At 61.7% G+C, this 24,394-nt stretch carries 23 protein-coding genes and 1 pseudogene; 20 read left to right on the forward strand and 4 right to left on the reverse strand.

Features of this window, described 5'->3' with window-relative positions; genetic code table 11:
* Nucleotides 1–14: 14 nt before the first annotated feature.
* Complete coding sequence (locus EGJ09_RS19260) at nucleotides 15–1,550, reverse strand: HDOD domain-containing protein (protein WP_125924564.1); 1,536 nt, start codon at nucleotides 1,548–1,550, stop codon at nucleotides 15–17.
* Nucleotides 1,551–1,680: 130 nt separating this feature from the next.
* On the opposite strand from EGJ09_RS19260, the gene motA reads away from it, so the two are divergent.
* Both motA and motB read left to right on the forward strand, forming a co-directional pair.
* Nucleotides 1,681–2,532: a flagellar motor stator protein MotA gene (gene motA, locus EGJ09_RS19265; RefSeq protein ID WP_046788106.1), complete on the forward strand. Its 852-nt coding sequence runs from the start codon at nucleotides 1,681–1,683 to the stop codon at nucleotides 2,530–2,532.
* A gap of 3 nt (nucleotides 2,533–2,535) precedes the next feature.
* The gene (gene motB, locus EGJ09_RS19270) at nucleotides 2,536–3,555 is read left to right on the forward strand and encodes a flagellar motor protein MotB (protein WP_115273759.1); all 1,020 of its coding nucleotides are present in this window, start codon (nucleotides 2,536–2,538) and stop codon (nucleotides 3,553–3,555) included.
* A gap of 29 nt (nucleotides 3,556–3,584) precedes the next feature.
* Here motB and EGJ09_RS19275 read toward each other — a convergent pair whose 3' ends face one another.
* Both EGJ09_RS19275 and rsgA read right to left on the reverse strand, forming a co-directional pair.
* On the reverse strand, nucleotides 3,585–4,064 hold the full coding sequence (locus EGJ09_RS19275; protein ID WP_125924565.1) for a molecular chaperone Tir: 480 nt from the start codon (nucleotides 4,062–4,064) through the stop codon (nucleotides 3,585–3,587).
* Nucleotides 4,065–4,178: 114 nt separating this feature from the next.
* On the reverse strand, nucleotides 4,179–5,210 hold the full coding sequence (rsgA, locus tag EGJ09_RS19280; protein WP_046788104.1) for a small ribosomal subunit biogenesis GTPase RsgA: 1,032 nt from the start codon (nucleotides 5,208–5,210) through the stop codon (nucleotides 4,179–4,181).
* Between the two features lie 160 nt (nucleotides 5,211–5,370).
* On the opposite strand from rsgA, the gene orn reads away from it, so the two are divergent.
* On the forward strand, nucleotides 5,371–5,913 hold the full coding sequence (orn, locus tag EGJ09_RS19285; protein ID WP_046788103.1) for an oligoribonuclease: 543 nt from the start codon (nucleotides 5,371–5,373) through the stop codon (nucleotides 5,911–5,913).
* 93 nt (nucleotides 5,914–6,006) lie between these two features.
* Nucleotides 6,007–6,618 carry a trimeric intracellular cation channel family protein gene (locus EGJ09_RS19290; RefSeq protein ID WP_003249516.1) on the forward strand — a complete coding sequence of 204 codons (612 nt, stop codon included), beginning with the start codon at nucleotides 6,007–6,009 and terminating at the stop codon, nucleotides 6,616–6,618.
* 28 nt (nucleotides 6,619–6,646) lie between these two features.
* Here the strand turns inward: EGJ09_RS19290 and queG are convergent, their stop codons facing one another.
* Nucleotides 6,647–7,711 carry a tRNA epoxyqueuosine(34) reductase QueG gene (gene queG / locus EGJ09_RS19295; protein ID WP_125924566.1) on the reverse strand — a complete coding sequence of 355 codons (1,065 nt, stop codon included), beginning with the start codon at nucleotides 7,709–7,711 and terminating at the stop codon, nucleotides 6,647–6,649.
* 65 nt (nucleotides 7,712–7,776) lie between these two features.
* Between queG and EGJ09_RS19300 the strand changes: the two genes are divergently transcribed.
* The 16 genes and pseudogenes from EGJ09_RS19300 to EGJ09_RS19370 all read left to right on the forward strand — a co-directional run bounded on the left by EGJ09_RS19300 (nucleotide 7,777) and on the right by EGJ09_RS19370 (nucleotide 24,390).
* Complete coding sequence (locus EGJ09_RS19300; protein WP_046788101.1) at nucleotides 7,777–8,637, forward strand: NAD(P)H-hydrate dehydratase; 861 nt, start codon at nucleotides 7,777–7,779, stop codon at nucleotides 8,635–8,637.
* Nucleotides 8,634–9,098, forward strand: coding sequence for a tRNA (adenosine(37)-N6)-threonylcarbamoyltransferase complex ATPase subunit type 1 TsaE (tsaE, locus tag EGJ09_RS19305; protein WP_371316839.1), 465 nt, complete (start codon nucleotides 8,634–8,636; stop codon nucleotides 9,096–9,098). The genes EGJ09_RS19300 and tsaE overlap by 4 nt, the downstream gene beginning before the upstream one ends.
* Before the next feature lie 11 nt (nucleotides 9,099–9,109).
* Nucleotides 9,110–10,543, forward strand: coding sequence for an N-acetylmuramoyl-L-alanine amidase (locus EGJ09_RS19310; RefSeq protein ID WP_046788099.1), 1,434 nt, complete (start codon nucleotides 9,110–9,112; stop codon nucleotides 10,541–10,543).
* A complete protein-coding gene (mutL, locus tag EGJ09_RS19315; protein WP_125924567.1) occupies nucleotides 10,540–12,441 on the forward strand; it encodes a DNA mismatch repair endonuclease MutL in 1,902 nt (633 codons plus the stop codon). Before EGJ09_RS19310 ends, mutL begins: the two co-directional genes overlap by 4 nt.
* A 1-nt stretch (nucleotide 12,442) precedes the next feature.
* On the forward strand, nucleotides 12,443–13,414 hold the full coding sequence (miaA, locus tag EGJ09_RS19320) for a tRNA (adenosine(37)-N6)-dimethylallyltransferase MiaA (RefSeq protein ID WP_115273763.1): 972 nt from the start codon (nucleotides 12,443–12,445) through the stop codon (nucleotides 13,412–13,414).
* Between the two features lie 94 nt (nucleotides 13,415–13,508).
* A complete protein-coding gene (gene hfq / locus EGJ09_RS19325) occupies nucleotides 13,509–13,769 on the forward strand; it encodes an RNA chaperone Hfq (protein ID WP_003258160.1) in 261 nt (86 codons plus the stop codon).
* A 12-nt stretch (nucleotides 13,770–13,781) separates the two neighbouring features.
* Complete coding sequence (hflX, locus tag EGJ09_RS19330; protein ID WP_012316478.1) at nucleotides 13,782–15,083, forward strand: ribosome rescue GTPase HflX; 1,302 nt, start codon at nucleotides 13,782–13,784, stop codon at nucleotides 15,081–15,083.
* Between the two features lie 96 nt (nucleotides 15,084–15,179).
* On the forward strand, nucleotides 15,180–16,361 hold the full coding sequence (gene hflK, locus EGJ09_RS19335; RefSeq protein ID WP_046788096.1) for an FtsH protease activity modulator HflK: 1,182 nt from the start codon (nucleotides 15,180–15,182) through the stop codon (nucleotides 16,359–16,361).
* Complete coding sequence (gene hflC, locus EGJ09_RS19340) at nucleotides 16,361–17,230, forward strand: protease modulator HflC (RefSeq protein WP_046788095.1); 870 nt, start codon at nucleotides 16,361–16,363, stop codon at nucleotides 17,228–17,230. The genes hflK and hflC overlap by 1 nt, the downstream gene beginning before the upstream one ends.
* Nucleotides 17,231–17,520: 290 nt before the next feature.
* Nucleotides 17,521–18,708 (forward strand): ATP phosphoribosyltransferase regulatory subunit, encoded by a 1,188-nt coding sequence (locus EGJ09_RS19345; protein WP_012316475.1) that lies wholly within the window; start codon nucleotides 17,521–17,523, stop codon nucleotides 18,706–18,708.
* A 56-nt stretch (nucleotides 18,709–18,764) separates the two neighbouring features.
* Nucleotides 18,765–20,057 carry an adenylosuccinate synthase gene (locus EGJ09_RS19350; protein WP_012316474.1) on the forward strand — a complete coding sequence of 431 codons (1,293 nt, stop codon included), beginning with the start codon at nucleotides 18,765–18,767 and terminating at the stop codon, nucleotides 20,055–20,057.
* A 1,005-nt stretch (nucleotides 20,058–21,062) separates the two neighbouring features.
* Nucleotides 21,063–21,275 (forward strand): annotated as a pseudogene (locus tag EGJ09_RS27055) (methyl-accepting chemotaxis protein); the annotation flags it as partial.
* 201 nt (nucleotides 21,276–21,476) lie between these two features.
* On the forward strand, nucleotides 21,477–22,181 hold the full coding sequence (locus tag EGJ09_RS27060; protein ID WP_371316840.1) for a methyl-accepting chemotaxis protein: 705 nt from the start codon (nucleotides 21,477–21,479) through the stop codon (nucleotides 22,179–22,181).
* 371 nt (nucleotides 22,182–22,552) lie between these two features.
* Nucleotides 22,553–23,041, forward strand: a complete 489-nt coding sequence (locus tag EGJ09_RS19360) for a type VI secretion system tube protein Hcp (protein ID WP_125924569.1) — start codon at nucleotides 22,553–22,555, stop codon at nucleotides 23,039–23,041.
* Nucleotides 23,042–23,050: 9 nt separating this feature from the next.
* Entirely contained in the window at nucleotides 23,051–24,028 is a 978-nt protein-coding gene (locus EGJ09_RS19365) for a hypothetical protein (RefSeq protein WP_119687844.1), read from the forward strand.
* Nucleotides 24,025–24,390 (forward strand): hypothetical protein, encoded by a 366-nt coding sequence (locus EGJ09_RS19370; RefSeq protein ID WP_125924570.1) that lies wholly within the window; start codon nucleotides 24,025–24,027, stop codon nucleotides 24,388–24,390. The genes EGJ09_RS19365 and EGJ09_RS19370 overlap by 4 nt, the downstream gene beginning before the upstream one ends.
* Nucleotides 24,391–24,394 lie beyond the last annotated feature (4 nt).

Below are 24,394 nucleotides of genomic sequence, written 5' to 3' on the forward strand. Positions count from 1 at the left end.
TTGTAGCGCAAGGGTCAGGCATTGCGGTTGGCAAACACCGCAAGGGCGCGCTCGATACATTGCGCGGTTTTGCCGAACGCCTGGACACTGACATCGGCCAGCGGTTTGCCGCCTTGGTCGGCCACCGCCAGCATTAGTACCTGGTTGTTGACTGCCAGCGAGCGCAGCAACAGGTGTTCGCTACGGAAGAACGCACGCAATGGGGCCGGCAGCAGGGCCGCGAACTGGGCATGGTTGTCTGGTGACAGGCGCAGCTGTGCGGCCTGCCCGACCAGTTTCTGCAAAAGCTTGCTCTGTGTGACAGGCAAGGCGATGGCTGCAGCCTCCTTGGGCAAGCCGGCAGTTTGCTGCACGCGCAGGTAATCACTGGCCTTGTCCAGGGTCAGCAGCATGATGCGCTGCATGCCGCAGGCCAACAGTGCTTCACGGGCCTGGGTGGCCAGATGCACGGTATTGGTGAACGGGCTGGGTTGTGCCAGCAGCTCCTGGCACAGCTTGCGCCAATGGCCGAGCGCCTCGCTGGAAGGCGGTGGTGGCGTCAGCATGTCCGGATGCGGGCGACGCTGTTCCCAGGGCCAGATCAAGGCCTCGGCAGGGTGGAACAAGGCATGCCTGGCGTGCCGGCGGGCACTGGCGGCGGCCTGTTGGTGAACTTGCTGTTGCACGTCCTCCAGTGTGGTCTGCAGGTACAGCGCGGTGAGCAATTGCCAGCGCAGCAGGTGCGGGTTGTCCCAGCCTACCTGTGCCGCCAGGGCCAGGTTGTTGGCCAGCAGCACGGTATTGGCCGGCTGGTTGAACCAGCGGCTCAGTGCCGGCGCCTCGTCCAGGCGGTGCTGTTGGCTGAGCATGTCTTCGTCGCGGGCGATGCTCAGTATCTGCCCCAACTGCTCACGCTCTTCGAGCAGCATGCGGTAACCCTGGGTTACCCATTGCGACAGGCGCCAGTGTTCAGCCATGGCTTGGCACAGTGCCAGGATGCGCACGCCAAACAACTCGAGCTCGACCTCTTGCGCCTCTTCGCCCTTGTGGATAACCCGCAGTTCCCACGCATCCAGCAGCTTGGGGTAGGCCAGGGCCATCGGCCATAGGGGCGAGAGGAACAGCAGGCTACCCCAGTGAATTTCCTGCCACAGCCGCGCCAGGCGGCTGGCGAACAGGCCGCTGGCTTGCTGCGAAGCATGCTGGCTGATCAGCAGGAACTGCCGCAGTACCGGCGGTATGTCGTCGTCCGGCAGCGCTGGCAGGCGGGTAAGCAATTCCCTGCTGCGCGCCAGGCCCAGCCTGTTAAGGGCGATTTCCAGGCTTTCGGCGGGTTCTGCCTGGCTGGCGTTGGCGGGATGATTGGCCTCGCGCATCACCGACAGCACCAGGGCCGGGCTGTCCTGCATCAGTTCGGCGATATCGCGAAGCGAACGGCGGCTATCGTTGATAGCGCTCATGACCCGGTCGTAACTCTGCTTCGGCACCGGTACACGAATACCGTCGAGCAGCTTTACCCAGGCCTCTAGCGTACGCGGATTCTGAGTGGGCACCTTGGATTCCATTGGCATTTTGACATCAGTCCGAACTGGCTTTTCGCTTTGAGTGGCTATAGTCTGGCGCAGTTCTGCCGATAAGTAGAAGAAGAGTTTTAAAGCTCCCGTCCCTCATCCTGACCACGACAGCAAGTGCTTTGAACCTATGGCTAAAATTATCGGCATCATCGTCGTATTCGCGAGCGTGCTCGGCGGATATGTGCTCTCCCACGGCAAGATCGCGGCACTGATCCAGCCGTTCGAAGTGCTGATCATCGGCGGTGCAGCCTTTGGCGCCTTCATGCAGGCCAACCCCGGTTACATGACCATGCATGTAATCAAGAAGTCGCTGAAGATGTTCGGCACGCGCTTCACCCATACTTTCTACCTGGAAGTGCTGGGCCTGGTGTACGAAATCCTCAACAAGAGCCGTCGCGAAGGCATGATGGCGATCGAGGGCGATATCGAGGACGCCGCGGCCAGCCCGATCTTTGCCAAATACCCAGCGGTGCTGGGTGATGAACGCATGACTGCCTTCATCTGCGACTACCTGCGCATCATGTCCACCGGCAACATGGCCCCCCACGAGCTCGAAGGCTTGTTCGACATGGAACTGTTGAGCATGAAGGAAGAGCTCGAGCACCCGTCGCATGCGGTCAACGGCATTGCCGACGGCATGCCCGGTTTCGGTATCGTCGCGGCAGTACTGGGTATCGTGGTGACCATGGCGTCTCTGGGCGAAGGCGACCAGGCCTCCATCGGCCTGCACGTCGGCGCCGCGCTGGTCGGTACCTTCTTCGGTATCCTTGCAGCCTATGGTTTCTTCGGCCCGCTGGCCAAGTGCCTGGAGCACGATGCCAAGGAAGAGCTCAACCTCTATGAGTCGATCAAGGCTTCGCTGGTCGCTTCGGCCTCTGGCATGCCACCTTCGCTGGCCGTTGAATTCGGGCGCAAGGTGCTGTATCCGAAGCATCGCCCGAGCTTTGTCGAGCTGGAACAAGCAGTTCGCGGTCGCTGAGCCATGGAAAACAATCAGCCGATAATCATCAAGCGCGTCAAGCGCTACGGTGGTGGCCACCATGGCGGCGCCTGGAAGATCGCTTTCGCTGACTTCGCCACGGCGATGATGGCGTTCTTTCTGGTGCTGTGGCTGCTGTCCACCGCAACGCCCGAGCAGAAGATCGCCATTGCCGGCTACTTCAAGGACCCGATCGGTTTCTCCGAAAGCGGTACGCCCTACGTGATCGACCTTGGCGGCTCGCCCCAGCTGGCGCCGGAAAAGACCATCAACCCGGAGGAGAAGTCCGAGCCTACGCCCGATACCAGCATTCAGCTGGACAAGGACCAGGTCGAGACTTTGGCTGAACAGGTTGAGCGAGAACGCCTCGAACTGCTGTTGCAGGAGCTGCAGAACAAGGTCGAGGAAAACCCCCAGCTGCAGAAGTTCAAGGACCAGATTCTCTTCGAGATCACTCAGGACGGCCTGCGCATCCAGATCATGGATGCCGAGAACCGGCCGATGTTCGACATCGGCAGCGCCCGCCTGCAGCCGTATTTCGAGGACATTCTGCTGGCCATGGCCGACACCATCAAGGCGGTGCCGAACAAGATCAGCGTCAGTGGTCACACCGATGCCAAGCCTTATTCGGACAGCGGCGAGTTCGGCAACTGGGAGCTGTCGGCCAATCGCGCCAATGCTGCACGGCGTGCGCTGGTTGCCGGTGGCTATCCGGATGACCAGGTCGCGCGGGTGGTGGGTTATGCGTCGTCTTCGCTGTTCGACCGCAAAGACCCGTTCAACCCGGTAAACCGCCGTATCGACATCATCGTCCTGACCAAGAAGGCCCAGCGCAACATTGAGGGTGAGCAGGGTACGTCGCCTGCACAGCCAAGCCAGCCAGCGCCGCCTGCCGGCGCTGCGCCTGATGCTTCGGCGGCACCTGCTGCGCAGGATGCACCGATGCAGCCGCGTGAACTGCGCCAGAAGCTGAACATCTTCGAGGAAGGCACCTTGAGGATGGACGAGCCCAACGACCAGTGACGCAGGGGCCGCCCAGCGGCCCCTATGCATCAGAACCCCCGCCGGATCTTGGCCTTCAGATCCGCATGAAAGAAGTCAGCATTGTCCCTGTCGGCGCAGCTTCCGCGCCCCGGCGGCAACGTCATGGCGCGGGTGAACGTGCACTCATCGTGATAGGCCCGCACAAACAGGTCGATGTGCCTGCGCTCGCGCATTACCGGCCATTTGCCAAAGCACTCAGGCAGAGCGCCGCCGTTTCTTTGATAAAAGCTGACACGCCGGCTGCTCATGACTGCAGCCCCCAGCAGCCAGGGTGTCCACCAGTCTGCGGCGGCCCATTCGGACAAAAGCCCAATCCAGTGGGTTGCATCGCTCATGTATCGACAGAAGCTGCCATACAGATCTTCGCGGGTCTGCCCTTGGCAGTCGAACAGGACCAGCTGCGCGGGAATGCTTTCGAGCAGCAAGCGTTCATTGAGGATAAAGGCGTCAAGCCGCTCTTCGTGGCGGTAAGTGATTAAAACCGGCATCGCGGTTGCCCTCCCTGATAGGAAGTCATGACCATCAGGGAAAGCTGCAGGCGGGGCAATAGATGACGGCAAAACCGGAATAGCCCTACGCGCCCCGGTAATATTTCCTACGAATCAGTAGCTGTCTTCCGGCAGGCTGGCAATGATCGAGCGGTAGCTGTTCATGCGCTGCTGCTTGATACGGCCGTCTTCCAGTGCCGTGAGCAGCGCGCAGCCTGGCTCGCGATCATGCTTGCAGTCGCGAAAGCGGCAGGTGCCGAACAGGTCGCGGAACTCGATGAAGCCATCTTCCACATCGTCGCGGCTGACATGGCCAAGGCCGAACTCCCGGATGCCTGGCGAGTCGATCAGGTCGCCGCCATTGGGGAAGTGGTAAAGGCGCGCGGTGGTGGTGGTGTGGGTGCCTTGGCCCGACCATTCGGACAGGTCACCGACCCGGGTGTCGGCAGCCGGCAGCAGGCTGTTGACCAGAGAAGACTTGCCCACACCCGACTGGCCGACGAACACGCTGATATGGCCGTCCAGCATTTGCTGCAGGCGCTGCATGCCGTCGCCATGGTGGGCGGAAACCTCCAGCAGCGGGTAGCCGAGGTCGCGGTACACCTCGAGCAAGGCATGCAGGGCCGGGCCGTTCTCGTCGTTGATCAGGTCGGCCTTGTTCAGCAGCAGCAGTGGGCGGATACCCGCGTGCTCGGCAGCGACCAGGTAACGGTCGATCAGGTTCGGGTGCGGTTCGGGCGCTGGCGCGAAGACGATCACGATGAGGTCGACGTTGGCGGCAACCGGCTTGAGCTGACCGTGGTTGTTCGGCCGGCACAGCTCGGTGCTGCGCGGCATCTGCGCGACGATTACGCCAATGCCCTGGTTGCCGGCACGCCAGACCACGCGGTCACCGGTGACCAGCGCCGGCAGGTTTGCGCGCAGGTGGCAGCGGAATACCTGGCCTGCAGACTCGCCGTCCTTGGCCTCCACCTCGACCTGCACGCCAAAGTGAGCGATCACCAGGCCCAGTTGCTCCGGCCCCAGGTCGCCCCCTTCCAGCTCCTGCAGCGCATGCTGCTCGCGTTTGGCAGCGCGAGCGGCGCGTTCGTTCTGGATCTTTTCGATACGCCAGTTTTGGCGGCGATTGAGCTGGCGTTTGGCCATTAGTGTTCCGTGCGAGTTGCGTGAGAGAGCCGTGGTGGGGCATTGAAAACGGCAGGCAGTTTAGCACGACGGGCGGCGGACCATTCTGGTTACCTTTGCGCCGGGAATGCGCGGGGCTATGCCGCTAGGCTAATATGACGGCCTATACGAGGAGCCCTTCATGCAGAACCCACAGAACCTGATCTGGATCGATCTGGAAATGACCGGCCTGGATCCGGACAACGACGTCATCATCGAGATGGCCACCATCGTCACCGACAGCGAGCTGAACACGCTGGCCGAAGGGCCGGTGATCGCCATCCACCACAGTGACGAAGTGCTGGCGCGCATGGACGAGTGGAATACCCGCACCCATGGCGGCTCGGGGCTGACCCAGCGTGTACGCGAAAGCAAGGTCGGCATGGCCGAGGCCGAAGCGCAGACCATCGCCTTCCTGGAACAATGGGTTCCCAAAGGCAAGTCGCCGATCTGTGGCAACAGCATCTGCCAGGATCGCCGCTTTCTCTATCGCCATATGCGCAGCCTGGAAAACTACTTCCACTACCGCAACCTCGATGTCTCCACCGTGAAGGAGCTGGCTGCGCGCTGGGCACCGGACGTGCGGGACAGCTTCAAGAAGGGCAGCACCCACCTGGCGCTGGACGATATCCGCGAGTCGATTGCCGAACTGCGCCACTACCGCACGCACTTCATCAAGGTGTGAGTCGAAAAAGGGCGCATAGAATGTGCGCGCGCCCTCTTTTGGTGCCTTGGGCAACTGGTTAGACTGCGCGCCTTTCCCGCACGGACCCGCGCCATGTTGTTGATGCTCTACCTTATCGCCATCACCGCCGAAGCCATGACCGGCGCCCTGTCTGCCGGGCGCCGGGGCATGGACTGGTTTGGCGTGGTACTGATCGCCTGTGTGACTGCCCTGGGTGGTGGCTCGGTGCGTGATGTGCTGCTCGGGCACTACCCACTGACTTGGGTGAAGCATCCGGAATACCTGGTGCTGACCAGCTTTGCCGCGCTGCTGACGATTTTCATCGCACCGATGATGCGCCGCCTGCGGTCACTGTTCCTGGTGCTGGATGCCTTGGGGCTGGTGGCCTTTACCCTGATTGGCTGCATGACTGCGCTGGAGATGGGGCAGGGCATGCTGGTGGCGTCGATCAGTGGGGTCATTACAGGGGTGTTCGGCGGGATCCTTCGGGATATTTTCTGTAACGACATCCCACTGGTGTTCCGGCGTGAACTGTATGCCAGCGTGTCTTTTGCCGCGGCGTGGTTTTACCTGGGCTGTGTGTATTTCAAGGTGCCGGCAGAGCAGGCCATGCTGCTGACCTTGTTTGGTGGGTTCCTGGTTCGGCTATTGGCGATCCGCTTCCATTGGGAAATGCCGAAGTTTCACTACAACGACCAGCAGTGAAACCTCAGGGGCTGCTTGGCGGCCCCGGCTATGTAATGCCATGCCGCGCCAGCGCCCACTCCACATGCTCACGCACCAGCTCCGACGGGTCTTCCCGGCGCGCCTTCAAGGCTTCCAGCACCGGAATCGTCGACGGCGCATTGCCCAGGCCCACCGCCAGGTTGCGTAGCCAGCGCTCATACCCGGCGCGCCGCAAAGGCCCGCCCTCGGTCTTGCGTAGAAAAGTCTTTTCATCCCACAGGAACATCTCGGCCAGCTCGGCATTCTCCAGGCCATGCCTGGGCTGGAAGTCGTTTTCCTGGGTTGGACGTGCAAAACGATTCCACGGGCAGACGATCTGGCAGTCATCGCAACCGAACACCCGATTGCCCATCATCGAGCGCAACTCCACGGGGATGGCGCCCTTCAACTCGATGGTCAGGTAAGAAATGCAGCGCCTGGCATCCAGCACATAGGGCCCGACAAAGGCCTTGGTCGGGCAGATGTCCAGGCACGCCTCGCAGCGTCCGCAATGCTCGCTGGCATGCGCCTCGTCTACCGGCAGCGGCAGGTCGACGAACAGTTCGGCCAGGAAGAAATAGCTGCCGGCCTTGCGATTGAGCAGCAGGGTGTTCTTGCCGATCCAGCCTAGCCCCGCCTGTTCGGCAATGGCCTTTTCCAGCACCGGGGCACTGTCGACGAACGCCCGGTAACCGAACGGACCGATGTCTTCCTGGATGCGATCGGCCAGGTGCTGCACGCGTTTGCGCACCAGCTTGTGGTAATCGCGGCCAAGGGCATAGCGCGATACGTAGGCTTTTTCCGCCTGGGCCAGGCGTTGAGCCATCTGTGTATCGCCGGGCAAGTAGTCCATACGCAGCGAAACCACCCTCACGGTGCCAGGGATCAACTGGTCGGGGTGGGCGCGTTTGCCATCGTGGGCGGCCAGGTATTCCATTTCGCCCTGGTAGCCGGCGTCGAGCCAGCGCTGCAGGTGCTGTTCGTGCTCGCCAAGGTCCACACCGGCGATGCCGACGTGGGCAAAACCGAGTTCTCGGCCCCAATTTTTGATCGATTGGGCCAGGGCGGCGAGGTCAAGTGTGCAAGCGGACATGGATGGGCAAGGCAATACGGGCTCAGGTGCGTATAATTCTGCCAGACATTGGAGCCTTTGACCCCATGCCGCAGACCAAACACCCAAGCCATGCCCCGCTCCTGCTAAGCAGCGTGACCGTCACGCGCCTGCCCGCCAGGCATCCGCACGCCCATAAAGGTGACTTCGGCCACGTGCTGGTGGTGGGCGGCGACCTTGGTACCGGTGGCGCAGTGCTGCTGAGCGCCGAAGCCGCGCTACGCTGCGGCGCCGGGCTGGTCAGCGTGGCGACTCGCCCCGATCACGTGGCCGCAAGCCTTGCCCGCTTGCCCGAAACCATGTGCCTGGGGGTCGATTCGGCCAATCAGCTGATGGGGGTATTGGAGCGCGCTTCGGTGCTGGTGGTCGGCCCGGGCCTGGGCCAGGCCGCCTGGGGGCGCAGCCTGCTGTCGGCTGTTGCCAATGCCGAGCGGCCGCAAGTGTGGGATGCCGATGCACTCAACCTGCTGGCGCGCACGCCCCTGGCATTACCCAGTGGCAGTATCCTCACTCCGCACCCGGGGGAGGCCGCGCGGCTGCTGGGCATTTCCACCGAGGCGGTACAGGCCGACCGGCCGGGCGCTGCTCGCAAGCTGGCGCGCCGCTATGCCAGTGTCTGCGTGCTCAAGGGCGCCGGTACGTTGGTGGCGGACCCGTCGGGGCAGTTGGCGCTGTGCCAGCGCGGGCATCCGGCAATGGCAGGGGCAGGCTTGGGTGACGTGCTCACCGGTGTACTGGCGGCGTTATTGGCTCAAGGGCTGGACGCCTGGCAGGCCGCGAGTCTTGGAGTGTGGTTGCACGCGTGTGCCGGCGAGCGGTTGGGTGTGAAAGGTAGAGGCCTGGCGGCCAGTGATCTGGCGCCGGTCATTCGTGAGTTGTTGGAGGAGCATTCTGCGTGTCTGGCATAACCCTGTTTCTGGCCGATGAAGAGGCCACGGTCAAATTCGGTGCATCACTGGCCGAGGTGACCGGCGGTCGCGGCATCATCTTTCTCGAGGGCGACCTGGGCGCGGGCAAGACTACGCTGTCCCGTGGCCTTATTCGCGGCTTGGGCCATACTGGTGCAGTGAAAAGCCCGACCTTCACCGTGGTTGAACCCTACGAGATCGGTGAGGTGCGCGCCTACCATTTCGACCTGTATCGCCTGGTCGATCCGGAGGAACTGGAGTTCATGGGCATTCGCGACTATTTCGAGGGAGATCCGCTGTGTCTGTTCGAGTGGCCAGAAAAGGGTGCGGGCGTTTTGCCAAAGCCTGACCTGACCATTACCATAAGCCCCCAAGCGGGCGGACGCTCGCTGATCCTTGCGCCGCAGGGGGCTCGCGGCGAGGCCTGGTGCATTGCGCTGGCCAAACACTATAAACAGTAAGTGGGGTAGGTATGCGCATACGCGCACTGGTCGCTGTCGTTGGTCTGCTGCTGACAGCGGTGACTGTTGACGCTCTGGCCGTCACTCAAGTCAAGAGCATGCGCCTGTGGCGCGCGCCGGACAACACGCGGCTGGTCTTCGACCTGTCTGGCCCCGTGCAGCATAGCGTCTTCACCCTCAGCGCACCGGATCGCCTGGTAATCGATATCAACGGGGCGACCCTGGCCGCGCCACTGAACGTGTCCACCTCGAATACACCCATCAGCAACGTGCGCTCGGCCCAGCGTACGGCGACTGACCTGCGGGTGGTGGTCGACCTGAAAAAGTCGGTCACGCCCAAGAGTTTCACCCTGGCGCCCAATGCTCAATACGGCAACCGCCTGGTGGTCGACCTCTATGACCAGGAAGCCGATGCCATCGCCGCCACGGCGCCTGCTGCACCGCCAACGCCTGTGCGAACCCCGGCGACCACGCCAGCGGTGCCGGTAAGCCCGGCCCAGCCGGCGATCAAGCTGCCGCCTGTGCCCAGCGGCAAGCGCGACATCGTGGTCGCCATCGACGCCGGTCATGGCGGTGAGGACCCGGGTGCTTCGGGATCGCGTGGCCAGCATGAGAAAGACATCGTGCTGCAGATCGCCAAGGAACTGCAGCGCCAGATCAATACCGAGAAGGGCTACCGTGCCGAACTGACCCGCACCGGTGACTACTTCATTCCGCTGCGCAAACGTACCGAGATCGCCCGCAAGAAAGGCGCCGACCTGTTCATCTCGATCCACGCCGACGCTGCACCGTCGCGGGCCGCTTTTGGCGCCTCGGTGTTCGCCCTGTCGGACCGTGGCGCCACGTCCGAGACCGCCCGCTGGCTCGCCGATGCGGAAAACCGCTCCGACCTGATCGGTGGCGCTGGTAACGTCAGCCTCGACGACAAAGACCGCATGCTTGCAGGCGTGCTGCTCGACCTGTCGATGACCGCGACGCTCAGTTCCAGCCTCAACGTCGGGCAAAAAGTGCTGGGCAACATGGGGCGCATCACCTCGCTGCACAAGCAGCGTGTCGAGCAAGCAGGTTTCATGGTGCTGAAGTCGCCGGACATTCCGTCGATCCTGGTCGAAACCGGGTTCATCTCCAACAACAACGAAGCCGCCAAGCTGGCCACGCGCAGCCATCAGCAGGCACTGGCCCGCTCGATCCATACCGGTGTGCGCCAGTACTTCCAGCAGAACCCGCCGCCTGGTACCTACATCGCCTGGATGCGCGACAGCGGCAAGATCGCGCAGGGGCCACGTGAGCACACGGTACGTCCGGGCGAGACCCTGGCGATGCTTGCCGTGCGCTACCAGGTCAGCGTGGCTAGCCTGCGCAACACCAACAGCCTCAAGAGCGATGAGCTGAAGGTCGGTCAGCACCTCAATATTCCCTCGACGACCCTGGCCTCGCAGCAATGAGTGGGGGGTCGCGCATCCAGCTGCTCAGCCCGCGGCTGGCCAACCAGATTGCCGCCGGTGAGGTGGTCGAACGCCCGGCTTCGGTGGCCAAGGAGTTGCTGGAGAACAGTCTGGATTCCGGTGCCCGACGCATCGATGTCGAAGTGGAGCAGGGCGGCGTCAAGTTGTTGCGGGTACGTGATGACGGCAGCGGTATTTCCGCTGACGACCTGCCATTGGCTCTGGCCCGGCACGCCACCAGCAAGATCCGTGAGCTGGAAGACCTCGAAGGTGTGCTGAGCCTGGGCTTTCGTGGCGAGGCCCTGGCTTCCATCAGCTCGGTGGCGCGCCTGACCCTGACGTCGCGCACCGCCAGTGCTAGCGAAGCCTGGCAGGTCGAGACCGAAGGTCGCGACATGACCCCGCGTGTGCAGCCTGCCGCACACCCTGTCGGCACCTCGGTGGAAGTGCGTGACCTGTTCTTCAATACCCCGGCCCGTCGCAAGTTTCTCAAGGCCGAAAAGACCGAATTCGATCACCTGCAGGAAGTCATCCGGCGCCTGGCCCTGGCCCGCTTCGATGTGGCCTTCCACCTGCGGCACAACGGCAAGAGCATCCTCAGCCTGCACGAGGCGCATGATGAAACGGCCCGTGCGCGGCGGGTCGGCGCCATTTGTGGCGGGGGCTTCATGGAGCAGGCGCTGCCGATCGATGTCGAGCGTAACGGCCTGCGTCTGTGGGGCTGGGTCGGCCTGCCGACTTTCTCGCGCAGCCAGGCAGACCTTCAGTACTTCTTCGTCAACGGCCGTGCGGTGCGCGACAAGCTGGTAGCCCATGCGGTGCGCCAGGCTTACCGTGATGTGCTGTTCAATGGCCGTCACCCCACGTTCGTGCTGTTCCTTGAGCTTGAGCCCAACGGCGTCGACGTCAACGTGCACCCGACCAAGCACGAAGTGCGTTTCCGTGAGGGGCGTTCGGTTCACGATTTTCTCTACGGCACGCTGCACCGTGCCTTGGCCGACGTGCGCCCGGAAGACCATCTGGCGTCGGCGCCTGCCGCCGCTGCCGAGGTCGTCCGCCCGACGGGGCAACAGGCGGGCGAATTCGGCCCGCAAGGCGAGATGCGCCTGGCCTCGCCGGTGCTCGAACAGCCCCAGGTGCCCCAGCATTCGATTTCCAACGGCGGCAGTGGCGCCGGTTACCAGTACCAGTACACCCCCCGGCCATCACAGCCGTTGCCCGCTGCCGAGGCCCAGGCGGTCTACCGCGAGTTCTACAAGCCGCTGAACGATGACGCTGCCGGGCCTGCGACGTTGCCGCAGAGCCAGGGCGACATCCCGCCCTTGGGGTACGCTCTGGCCCAGCTCAAAGGCATCTACATTCTCGCCGAGAATGCTGCCGGCCTGGTGCTGGTCGACATGCATGCAGCCCACGAGCGGATCATGTATGAACGGCTCAAGGTGGCGATGGCCAGCGAGGGCCTGAGTGGCCAGCCGCTGCTGGTGCCCGAGTCACTGGCGCTGAGCCAGCGCGAGGCCGATTGCGCCGAGGAGCATGCCCAGTGGTTCCAGCGCCTGGGCTTTGAGTTGCAGCGCCTGGGCCCCGAGACGCTGGCGATCCGCCAGATTCCTGCCCTGCTCAAGCAGGCCGAGGCCAACCGCCTGGTCCAGGACGTGCTTGCCGACCTTATGGAGTACGGCACCAGCGATCGCATTCAGGCGCACCTCAACGAACTGCTCGGTACCATGGCCTGTCACGGCGCCGTACGTGCCAACCGGCGCCTGGCGATTCCTGAAATGAACGCCCTGTTGCGCGACATGGAAAACACCGAGCGTAGCGGCCAGTGCAACCATGGCCGACCGACCTGGACCCAGATGGGCCTGGACGACCTGGACAAACTTTTCCTGCGCGGTCGATGACATGAGCGGCAAGCCCCCAGCAATATTCCTCATGGGCCCGACGGCGGCCGGCAAGACCGACCTTGCCATCGAGCTGACCAAGGTCCTGCCCTGCGAGCTGATCAGCGTCGACTCGGCCCTCGTCTACCGCGGCATGGACATCGGCAGCGCCAAACCCTCCAAGGAGGTATTGGCTGCCCATCCACATCGTCTTATCGATATTCGCGACCCTGCCGAGAGCTACTCGGCTGCGCAGTTTCGCACCGATGCCCTTCAGGCCATGGCCGAAATCACCGCGCGCGGCAAAGTCCCGCTGCTGGTCGGTGGCACCATGCTCTACTACAAGGCATTGATCGATGGCCTGGCGGACATGCCGCCGGCTGACGCTGCGGTGCGTGCCGAACTCGAGGCCCGGGCGCAGGCGCTGGGTTTGGCCGAGTTGCACCGCCAGCTCGCCGAAGTGGACCCGGAGTCGGCCGCACGCATCCACCCCAACGACCCGCAGCGCCTGATCCGTGCGTTGGAGGTCTATCATGTGAGTGGCGAGAGCATGACAGCCCATCGCCAGCGTCAATTCGCGGAAAGTAGCGGCGCAGACGCAGGCGCTGGCGGGCATTTGCCCTATACTGTCGCGAGTTTGGCGATTGCTCCTACAGATCGTCACATTCTGCATCAGCGAATTGCGTTACGATTTTCGCAGATGCTGGAACAGGGCTTCGTCGACGAGGTCCGATCGCTGCGAGCCAGAAGTGATTTGCACGCCGGGCTGCCGTCTATACGGGCAGTGGGATATCGGCAGGTCTGGGACTACCTCGACGGCAAGCTGACTGAGAATGAGATGCGCGAACGCGGTATCATTGCTACTCGCCAGCTGGCCAAGCGTCAGTTCACCTGGTTGCGCGGTTGGTCCGACGTGCACTGGCTCGACAGCCTGGCCTGCGACAATCTGTCCCGCACCTTGAAATACCTTGGGGCCATCTCCATATTGAGCTGAGTCCCTGCTGATTGCCGTCTATTCTTCCGAAGGGGCGGCCTAACTTATCGATTTTTTTGATTTTCTACTATTTATCCTTACAGGAGTGCGGCATATGTCAAAAGGGCATTCGCTACAAGACCCTTACTTGAACACCTTGAGAAAAGAAAAGGTCCCGGTTTCGATCTATCTGGTCAACGGGATCAAGCTGCAGGGCTCGATCGAATCGTTCGACCAGTTCGTGGTGCTGCTGAAGAACACCGTCAGCCAGATGGTCTACAAGCACGCGATTTCGACCGTGGTTCCAGCCCGTCCGGTTCGCCTGCCAAGCCCGTCCGATTCCGAACACGGCGACAGCGAACCAGGCAACGCCTGATAGGAGCCTGCATTGTTCTTTGAGCGCCACGGTGGTGGTGAGCGGGCGCTGCTCGTTCACTTGGAAGGTCAGAACCCTGAGGCGCGCGAAGACCCGCAGGAGTTTCAGGAACTGGCATTGTCGGCCGGAGCCGACATCGTCTCGCTGGTCACAGTGGCAAGGCATCAGCCTACCGCCAAATACCTGATTGGCAGCGGCAAGGTCGAGGAATTGCGCGACCTGGTCAAAGCCGAACAGGTTGACCTGGTGATTTTCAATCACACCCTCACGCCCAGTCAGGAGCGCAACCTCGAACGAGTCTTCGAGTGTCGCGTGCTTGATCGTACCGGGCTGATTCTCGACATCTTCGCCCAACGGGCGCGTACCCATGAAGGCAAGCTGCAGGTCGAACTGGCCCAGCTCGAGCACATGAGCACGCGGCTGGTGCGCGGCTGGACCCACCTCGAGCGTCAGAAGGGTGGTATCGGTATGCGCGGCCCGGGTGAAACCCAGCTGGAAACCGACCGGCGCCTGTTGCGGGTGCGCCTGCGGCAGATCAAGTCGCGCCTGGAAAAAGTCCGCAGCCAACGTGAGCAGGCTCGCCGAGGTCGTCGCCGCGCGGATATCCCGTCGGTATCGCTGGTGGGTTACACCAACGCTGGCAAGTCCACGTTGTTCAACGCGCTGACCGAATCCGACGTGTACGCCGCCGACCAATTGTTCGCCACCCTCGACCCGACCCTGCGCCGGCTCCAGCTCGACGACCTTGGGCCTATCGTGCTGGCTGACACCGTTGGCTTCATTCGCCACCTTCCGCACAAGCTGGTCGAGGCATTTCGGGCTACGCTCGAAGAGTCGAGCAACTCCGACCTGCTGCTGCATGTGATCGACGCCCATGAGCCTGAGCGCATGGAGCAGATCGAGCAGGTGCTGGCAGTATTGGGCGAGATCGGTGCCGAAGGCTTGCCGATCCTCGAGGTCTATAACAAACTCGACCTGCTTGAAGATGTCGAGCCGCAGATCCAGCGCAATGCCGATGGCAAGCCGGAGCGGGTCTGGGTATCGGCTCGAGATGGCCGTGGCCTGGAGTTGGTTGGTCAGGCCATTGCCGAGTTGCTGGGGGATGATCTTTTTGTCGGTACCCTGTGCCTGGAGCAGCGTTTTGCCCGCTTGCGCGCGCAATTCTTTGACTTGGGTGCGGTGCAGAGTGAAGAGCATGACGAAGAAGGGCGCAGCCTGCTGAGTGTGCGATTGCCCAGGGTCGAGTTGAATCGCCTGGTCAGCCGCGAAGGCATGGAGCCGCAAGTGTTTGTCGAGCAACACACTTTGCAATAAATGCCCGCCGAGGTCGTCGGGCAGCAGTGGCAGGCATTCTGTAGCATTGGACGGCGCGCCGTGGGCGCGTCTTTGCTTTATCAGATGGAGAGCGCTATGGCTTGGAACGAGCCGGGTGGCAACTCGAACAATCAGGATCCCTGGGGCGGCCGCCGCGGTGGTGGTGGCGGTGGTGGCGATAAAAAAGGCCCGCCGGATCTGGACGAGGCCTTCCGCAAACTGCAGGACAGCCTTAACGGCATGTTCGGCAGCGGCAAGAAACGTGGCGGCGGTGACCGCAATGTCGGCAAGGGCGGTGGCTACGGCCTGCTGGGCATCGGCCTGGCGGTACTGGCTGCCATCTGGCTGTACAGCGCCGTGTACGTGGTCGACGAGCAGGAGCAGGCCGTTGTGCTGCGCTTCGGCAAGTACTATGAAACGGTCGGTCCCGGCCTGAACATCTACTTCCCGCCGATCGATCGCAAGTACATGGAAAACGTCACGCGTGAGCGTGCCTATACCAAGCAGGGCCAGATGCTCACCGAAGACGAGAACATCGTCGAGGTGCCACTGACCGTCCAGTACAAGATCACCAACCTGCAGGACTTCGTGCTCAACGTCGACCAGCCCGAGGTCAGCCTGCAGCATGCCACCGAAAGCGCCCTGCGCCACGTGGTGGGTTCCACCTCGATGGACCAGGTGTTGACCGAGGGTCGTGAGCAGATGGCCGTGGATATCCGCGAACGCCTGCAGCGCTTCCTCGACAACTACCGTACCGGTATCACGGTTACCCAGGTCAACGTACAGAGCGCGGCAGCCCCGCGTGAAGTGCAGGAAGCCTTCGACGACGTGATCCGTGCCCGCGAAGACGAGCAGCGTGCCCGTAACCAGGCCGAATCCTACGCCAATGGCGTGGTGCCGGAAGCCCGTGGTCAGGCCCAGCGCATCATCGAGGACGCCAACGGTTACCGCGACGAAGTCATCGCCCGCGCCAAGGGTGAGGCGGACCGCTTCACCAAGCTGCTCGCCGAGTACCGTAAGGCACCGGATGTGACCCGTCAGCGTCTGTATCTGGAGACCATGCAAAAGGTTTACAGCAATACCAGCAAGGTCATGGTGGCAACCAAAGACGGGCAGAACAACCTGCTCTACCTGCCGCTGGACAAGATGGTCGAAGGCGGCCGCAACACGTCCGCGCCGGCTGCCAGTGTGTCGCCGTCGGCCAATGATGCTGCCGCACGTGCGGCGCAGGACCTGCAACAGCAACAGCAGCAGATGCGCACTAGGGAGAGCCGCTGATGAGCAATAAATCGCTGATCGCCCTGATCGCAGCTGTGGTGCTGGCCGTCGTGGCCTGGAACAGCTTCTACATCGTGGCCCAGACCGAACGTGCGGTACTGCTGCAATTCGGCCGTGTGGTCCAGGCGGATGTCCAGCCTGGCCTGCATGTGAAGATTCCTTATGTGAACCAGGTGCGCAGGTTCGACGCCCGCCTGATGACCCTCGACGCCCCGACCCAGCGGTTCCTGACCCTGGAGAAAAAAGCGGTGATGGTCGACGCCTACGCCAAGTGGCGCGTTCAGGATGCCGAGCGTTTCTATACCGCGACTTCCGGCCTCAAGCAGATCGCCGATGAACGTCTGTCTCGTCGCCTGGAAAGCGGCCTGCGTGACCAGTTCGGTAAGCGTACCCTGCACGAAGTGGTTTCCGGTGAACGTGACGCGCTGATGGCTGACATCACGGCATCACTGAATCGCATGGCCAGTAAGGAGCTGGGTATCGAGGTGGTGGATGTGCGCGTCAAGGCCATCGACCTGCCGAAGGAAGTCAACCGCAGTGTGTTCGACCGTATGAGCACCGAGCGTGAGCGCGAAGCCCGCGAGCATCGTGCCAAGGGTAACGAGCTGGCAGAGGGTATCCGTGCGGATGCCGACCGTCAGCGCCGCGTACTGCTGGCCGAAGCCTATCGTGAAGCGGAAGAAACCCGCGGTGATGGTGATGCCCAGTCGGCCGCCATCTATGCCAAGGCTTACACCCAGGACGCTGAGTTCTATGCGTTCTACCGTAGCCTTCAGGCATACCGCGAGAGCTTCTCCAGCAAGAGCGATGTCCTGGTCCTGGATCCGAAGAACGAGTTCTTCCGCTTCCTGGACAAGAGCAGGCCCTGATGCTCTGATCGGGAAATGCCCCGCCTGGCAGCTAAAACACCAGGCGGGGTGCATCCTGATTAAAAAGGGGTGTATGATGAGGCAGCCGGGAAATTTCCCGGCTTTTTTGCGTCTGCAAGGTTGATTGGCAAAGCGCCAGTTGACGGTTTGGTCAGTTCGCAAGGCAATTCGAGGGTATTGGGTACGGTGGCGGCGCTGGGATCAGTGCTGCCTGCTGCTGTGCGCCAATGCCTGCTTCACTGACGGCTCGCCTGCAGGCAAGCCGCCCGGACCAGAGGGGAAATGGCGTAATGGCAACGGTAGACCGCTGGCTACTGCCAGATGGCATCGAGGAAGTACTGCCACCTGAGGCTGCGCGTATCGAGATCGCGCGTCGTCAGGTGTTGGACCTGTTCCAGAGTTGGGGCTACGAACTGGTCGTCACCCCGCATATCGAGTACCTGGAGTCGCTGCTTACCGGCGCCGGCCAGGACCTGGATCAGCGCACCTTCAAGGTGGTGGACCCGCAGTCCGGTCGCCTGATGGGCTTCCGTGCCGACTTTACCCCGCAGGTGGCGCGCATCGACGCCCACACCCTGCGCCGCGAAGGCCCGAGCCGCCTGTGCTATGCCGGCAGTGTGCTGCACGCCCAACCGCGTGCGCTGTCCACTTCGCGCAGCCCGATCCAGCTGGGTGCCGAGCTGTACGGCGATGCCAGCCCTACCAGTGATGTCGAAGTCATCAGCCTGATGCTCGCCACGCTGCAGCTGACCGACGTCGCGGATGTGCACATGGACCTCGGCCATGTCGGCATCTACCGTGGCCTGGCGCGCGCCGCCGGCTTGTCCGGCGCAGTCGAACAGCAGCTGTTCGATGCCCTGCAGCGCAAGTCGGTCGATGAAGTGCAGGCACTGACTGCCGACTTGCCGAAGGACCTGGGCAACATGCTGCGCGCTCTGGTCGAGCTGTGCGGTGGCCGCGAAGTGCTGGCCGAAGCCCGTGTGCGCCTGGGTCGTGCCCCGGCCAGCGTGCTGGCGGCGCTTGACGACCTGTTGGCGATCGCTGATCGCCTGGCGTCGCGCTATCCGGAGCTGCCGCTGTACTTCGACCTTGGCGAGTTGCGTGGCTACAACTACCACACCGGTGTGGTGTTCGCCGTGTTCGTGCCTGGCGAAGGTCAATCGATCGCCCAGGGCGGGCGCTACGACGACATCGGCGCCGATTTCGGTCGGGCACGCCCGGCCACCGGTTTCTCCACGGATTTGAAGACCCTGGTCACACTGGGGCGAGCGGAGGTCGTATTGCCAGCTGGCGGCATCTGGATGCCCGACAGCGGTGACGCGGCCCTCTGGCAGCAGGTCTGCCAGTTGCGCAACGAGGGCCAGCGTGTGGTCCAGGCTCTGCCTGGCCAGCCGTTGAGTGCTGCTCTCGAGGCGGATTGTGATCGGCAATTGATTCAGCAAGACGGGCGCTGGCAGGTTCTGCCGCTGACCCATTGAGTTTCTGCGTCGGCAGTAGGCCGGCAACCAAGTTTGCGTGAATGAGGACCAATGTAATGGGTAAGAATGTCGTCGTCCTGGGCACCCAGTGGGGTGATGAGGGCAAAGGCAAGATCGTCGATCTGCTGACCGAACATGCTGCCGCCGTAGTGCGCTACCAGGGTGGCCACAACGCGGGCCACACGCTGGTGATCAACGGTGAAAAAACCGTTTTGCACCTGATCCCGTCCGGCATCCTGCGCGAAGGCGTGCAGTGCCTGATTGGCAACGGCGTGGTCGTTGCGCCCGATGCCCTGATGCGTGAAATCACCAAGCTGGAAGAGAAGGGCGTACCAGTGCGCGAGCGCCTGCGCATCAGCCCGGCTGCTCCGCTGATCCTGTCGTACCACGTGGCCCTGGACCAGGCCCGCGAGAAAGCCCGTGGCGAAGCCAAGATCGGCACCACCGGCCGTGGTATCGGCCCAGCCTACGAAGACAAGGTTGCCCGTCGCGGCCTGCGCGTTGGCGACCTGTTCCACCGTGAGCGTTTCGCCGCCAAGCTGGGTGAGCTGCTGGATTATCACAACTTCCAGCTGGTGAACTACTACAAAGAGCCGGCCATCGACTTCCAGCAGACTCTGGACGAGTGCATGGCTTACGCCGAGCAGCTCAAGCCAATGATGCTCGATGTCACCGCCGAGCTGCACAACCTGCGTCGCGCTGGCAAGGACATCATGTTCGAAGGTGCCCAGGGCTCGCTGCTGGACATCGACCACGGTACCTACCCGTACGTCACCAGCTCCAACACCACTGCTGGCGGTATCTCCACCGGTTCTGGCGTTGGCCCGATGTACCTGGACTACATCCTCGGCATCACCAAGGCCTACACCACTCGCGTCGGTTCCGGTCCGTTCCCGACCGAACTGTTCGACGAGACGGGCGCCACCCTGGCCAAGCGTGGCCACGAGTTCGGTTCGACCACCGGCCGTGCCCGTCGTTGCGGTTGGTTCGATGCCGTCATTCTGCGTCGCGCCATCGACGTCAACAGCATCTCGGGCATCTGCCTGACCAAGCTGGATGTACTGGACGGCCTGGAAACCATCAACATCTGTGTCGGCTACAAGAACGAGAACGGCGCGGTCATCGACGCACCGTCCGACGCTGACAGCTACATCGGCCTGGAGCCGGTGTATGAAGAGATGCCAGGCTGGAGCGAGTCGACCCTGGGTGCCAAGACCCTGGAAGAGCTGCCAGCGGCTGCCCGCGCTTACATCAAGCGCATCGAGGAGCTGACCGGCGCACCGATCGATATCATCTCCACCGGCCCGGACCGCAACGAGACCATCGTGCTGCGTCATCCGTTCGCCTGATCTGCCACCTGGCTGATCTGACGCCGCGCTCTTGAAAGGGAGCGCGGCGTTTTTGCATCTGCTCGATGCTGACAATGGCACTGCTTAACCTTGGCGTTTATCCCTGCTGTGTCCGGCACAACCCTTGCTGTAAGAAGTTTCTGTAGATGCCATCAAAATAGTGGCGCCAGAAAGCACGAGGGTTTCACCGTGTCTGCCATCCTCTCACTGTTACGAAGCCGCCTCTTGCGGCCTGTGTTTGTTGCCCTTGGTATCGCTCTTTTGGTGCAGGTAGTGGTTGCCGTTGCGCTGACCCGAAGCACTGTCACCGCCCTTGAAGCCGACCTGGGCGAGCGCCTGGGCAGCGATAGCCGTAAGCTCGCCAGCGACCTTGAGCAAGCTGGGCAGGACGTACGCGCCGGTCTGGACAGCCTCTCCAGCAGTACGCGACAGCGCCTTAGCGCCGGGCTGTCCGAGCGGCTGCAAAGCGAGCAGCAGCAACTGCGCACCACGCTGGAAAAGAACCTCAAGGACTCGGCCAACGACATGGCCCAACTGCTGGCATCGGTCGCCCCGCGGGCTATCTGGGACAACGACGTGCCAGTGCTGTCCGATTTCGCACGTCGGGCCCAGCGCAACCCCAACGTACTGTTCGTGATCTATGACGACGCCCAGGGTCAGCACTTGACCCGCTACCTGAACCGGCAGAACCCGATCAACCAGGCCTTGATGGAAAAGGGCCAGGGTGAACGGGCATTGGACAAGGTACTGGATGCCGCTCGCCGCGACCCTTCGGTGTATTTCGTCGAGGCCTCGATCAGCCCCAACGGCGCGGAAATCGGCAAGGTGCTAATGGGGGTATCCACTGCCGGTGTCGATCAGGAACTCAAAGCCTTGGACCAGCGCTTCGCTGCCTTGATCACCAGCGGTGAACAATTGGTGGGCGACAGCCTCGGTGCAGCCGCAGCCGACAGCGGCAAGGCCTTGCGCGAGCGCCTGGAAACCGCACAGGGCAGTGCTACGGCGATGCAGGCCAATACCGCACAAACCGTGCGCGGCGCTGCGGCAGAGCTGCGTTGGCGCATAGGCCTGGGCCTTGTGGTGGTGGGGGTTGGCGTGCTGCTGGTAGTGGCCCTGGTGCTGGGCCGTCGCGTGCTCAGCAAGCTGCGCCTGCTGATTATCGCGCTCAACGATTTGGCTGCCGGCGAAGGTGACCTGACCAAGCGCGTCAACCTCGACAGTCGCGACGAGATTGGCGACATGGCCTCGGCGGTCAATCGCTTCGTCGACAAGTTGCAGCCGATTGTCCGCGAGGCGGGCGAAGTGGCACAGCGTACTGGTATCGAGATCGGCAGCATGACGCAGCGCAATGCAGGCGCCGATGCTGCCGCAGCGCTGCAACGCGACGAAGTGGCCGCCAGCCTGCGCGACCTGTCGAGCATGGCTGATGAGGCTCAGGCGGAAAGCCAGGCCATGCAGGCGGCGCTGCAGCAGGTGGTCGACATCCGCCAGGCGACCGATGAGAACAGCCGCGCTTCGACGCAACTGGCCGGCATGATCGAGAACCTGGCTGGCCAGGTCGAAACCGGCTCGCAGGTGATCGAACGGCTGGCCAAGCAGAGCGAGCAGATCGAAGTGGTGCTGACCGTGATCCACGGTATCGCCGAGCAGACCAACCTGCTTGCGCTCAACGCAGCCATTGAAGCCGCGCGGGCCGGTGAGACCGGGCGCGGGTTTGCGGTGGTGGCCGATGAGGTGAGGGCATTGGCGAGCAAGACGCAAAGCTCTACCGGCGACATCCAGGCGCATATCGCGGCGCTGCAGAAGGGCGCCAAGGAGGCCGTGACAACCATCGGCCAGGCCGGCCTGAAGGCCAGCGAAGGCCTGCGGGTGCTGCGCGATAACGAGCGCCGGCAGCAGTCGGTGCAGGCGGCGGTGGAGCAGGTGCATGCGGCCATCGGCCTGGCGACTCGGGCGGCGGAACAGCAGGCACATGGCGCTCAGGCGGTGCGTGGGCGGGTCGAGAATATTCATGCCCAGGCAGAGCGTTCGGCAGAAGTGGTGATGCAGACCACAGCAAGCAGCAAGGTGCTGGATGACTTGGCGGCGCAGCTGCGGGCGAGCCTGGGGCAGTTCAGGGCTTGAGTCGAGGTGGGTTCAGGTTGTTCGCCTTTGGTTTATTTGTGCGCCTTTGGGACCGAGCGCCGCCCGCGCGGCGCTAGGTTTCATAAACGCTGGAGATGTCGAGGCGAGCACCTGCGCCCTGATACGTTCCTCTCATCACCACTAAATATCGTTCAGCCCGATCAAGCGCCTTTATCGTCAAATTTGTAGGCTATTTCCTAATTTGACCTCCAACGTCTGCGTTCTATTGCGTCTGCAGTTAGGTACGGCTAGTGTCAATTGGGCCTCAAGCCTGGCGGCATGCTCTGCTTCGCCTCTTGAGGAGCAACTCCAGATCGACGCTGTCCGAACACCGTCGTTTTCAGGCCAATCGTTACCAGGGAGAGGTACACATGGCTTTCGACGCCTATATCCACATCGCGGAAATCACTGGCGAAGCGCTGGACCAGCAATACGCCAACTGGATCGAAATAGTCGGCTACAAATTCGGTGCCAGCCAAAGCACGTCTGCCACCGCAAGTTCTGCGGGTGGCGCATCTTCAGGGCGCACCACCCTCACCAATTTCACCTTCACCAAATACCTGGGCAGTGCCAGCTGCAAGCTTCTTGAAGCCAGTTGTGCGGGCCAGCACCTGAAGGAAGTGAAGCTGGTGGTGTGTCGCGCCGGTACCGACAAGCTCAAGTACTACGAAGTCGTGCTCGAAGAAGTGATCATCGCTGACTACGCCCAGAGCGCCAGTTCCGGTGTGCCGATGGAGGTCGTACAGCTCAACTACGGGCGGATCAAAACCACCTACACGCGGCAGAAGCGCCTCGACGGCAGTGCCGGTGGAAACGTGACGGGTGGATGGGACCGTATCAACAACAAGAAGTATGCGTGAGGTGCGACCATGTCCGAGGCACGCAGCTTCATCAATTCGCATGCGCAGTCATATGAGTCGCTGAAGGCCGATACGCCGATGTCGGCCAATCAGCGGGCCAAATTTGATGTGTTGAATGCGCATATTGTGAATAGCGTGGTTTTCGCCGGCGAGCTTGTGATTGTCGGCGATCCTGGTACGCCTTCCTGTACGAGCCATGAAGCATTTCTGATGGGCAAGGCGGCCAGTATTCACCGCGATATTGAGTTCAACGGTGGAGGTGTCGATGGGTACCTCTTGGAAAACTTCGAAATGCTTCAGAGTTTGCTGGCGCATGCTTCCATGGGGGCTGGTGCAATCAGTGATGGCTGGGCCAAGCATCTGGAGGGGATCAAAGGTACTTTGGGGCAAATAGAACTTTTGCATCGTGAGTATTTGGGTGCTGGAACGATTAGGGCTCGTGATGAATTTTATGCCAAGCGCACAGCGCTTTTCATGAGGCTGGAAGATCAGCTTAATAAATTGGCTGCTTTTGGTTCAGGGCTGCGCAAGCAAGGGTCTATTAAGCGGATGCTGGAGATTTCTACCAAGAGCTATTTGAGTTCCGGCGAAATCTCTAAATACGCTGATAAAATTACAGGGGTGAGCAAGGCGGCGAGTTTTATCAAGAAAGGTACGTATATTGGTATTGCATTGGATGTGGCCGCCACGAGCTTGTCAATTCATAAAGCGTGCACATTGGGGCGTGAAGAAGACTGCAGGAAAGCAAAATATGTTGAATCTTCAACTCTAATAGGGGCGGTAAGTGGAGCTAGCGCTGGTAGTTATGCCGGAGGTTTTATGGGTGGCATGATTTGCAGCGTTATTCTAGGGGTGCCGACAGGGGGCGCAGGTGCCCTTGCTTGTGCAGTTGCTGGGGGAGTTACAGGCGGTATGTTAGGTGGTGAAGTAGGTGGCAAAACAGGTGAAGTTATTGGGGAGATGATTTATGAAGGGGCTCTAAGGTGACTTCTATTCATCCTGGGTTGATTGGGCTGTTGATCATGGGGCCTATGATATTTAGCATGCTGGCTATTGTTTATGTGGCGCATTATTACGTCGAATCGTTCGAGGCAATGATGCCAAATAGTCGTATTGTTCGTGATTATAGAAGGGTTTTTTCCAGTGCCGGTTTAGTTGGAAAGCTCATGCGTACAGGTTCGATTTCCATGATACTGATGATGCCAAAGATGTATGCGCGCAGAGGGCTCGTTGACTTGGATGAAGTAAGAGGCTTTCCTCGTCGACTAAAGCGTGTGCTGGTTGGATTGCACTTATTACTATTTGTGCTATTAAGCGCTCTTGTGGGGTTCCGTTTTTTATTACTTTAGATCG

The sequence above is a fragment of the Pseudomonas sp. p106 genome, assembly GCF_003936645.1.
In the GTDB taxonomy this organism is placed as follows: Bacteria; Pseudomonadota; Gammaproteobacteria; order Pseudomonadales; family Pseudomonadaceae; genus Aquipseudomonas; species Aquipseudomonas putida_E.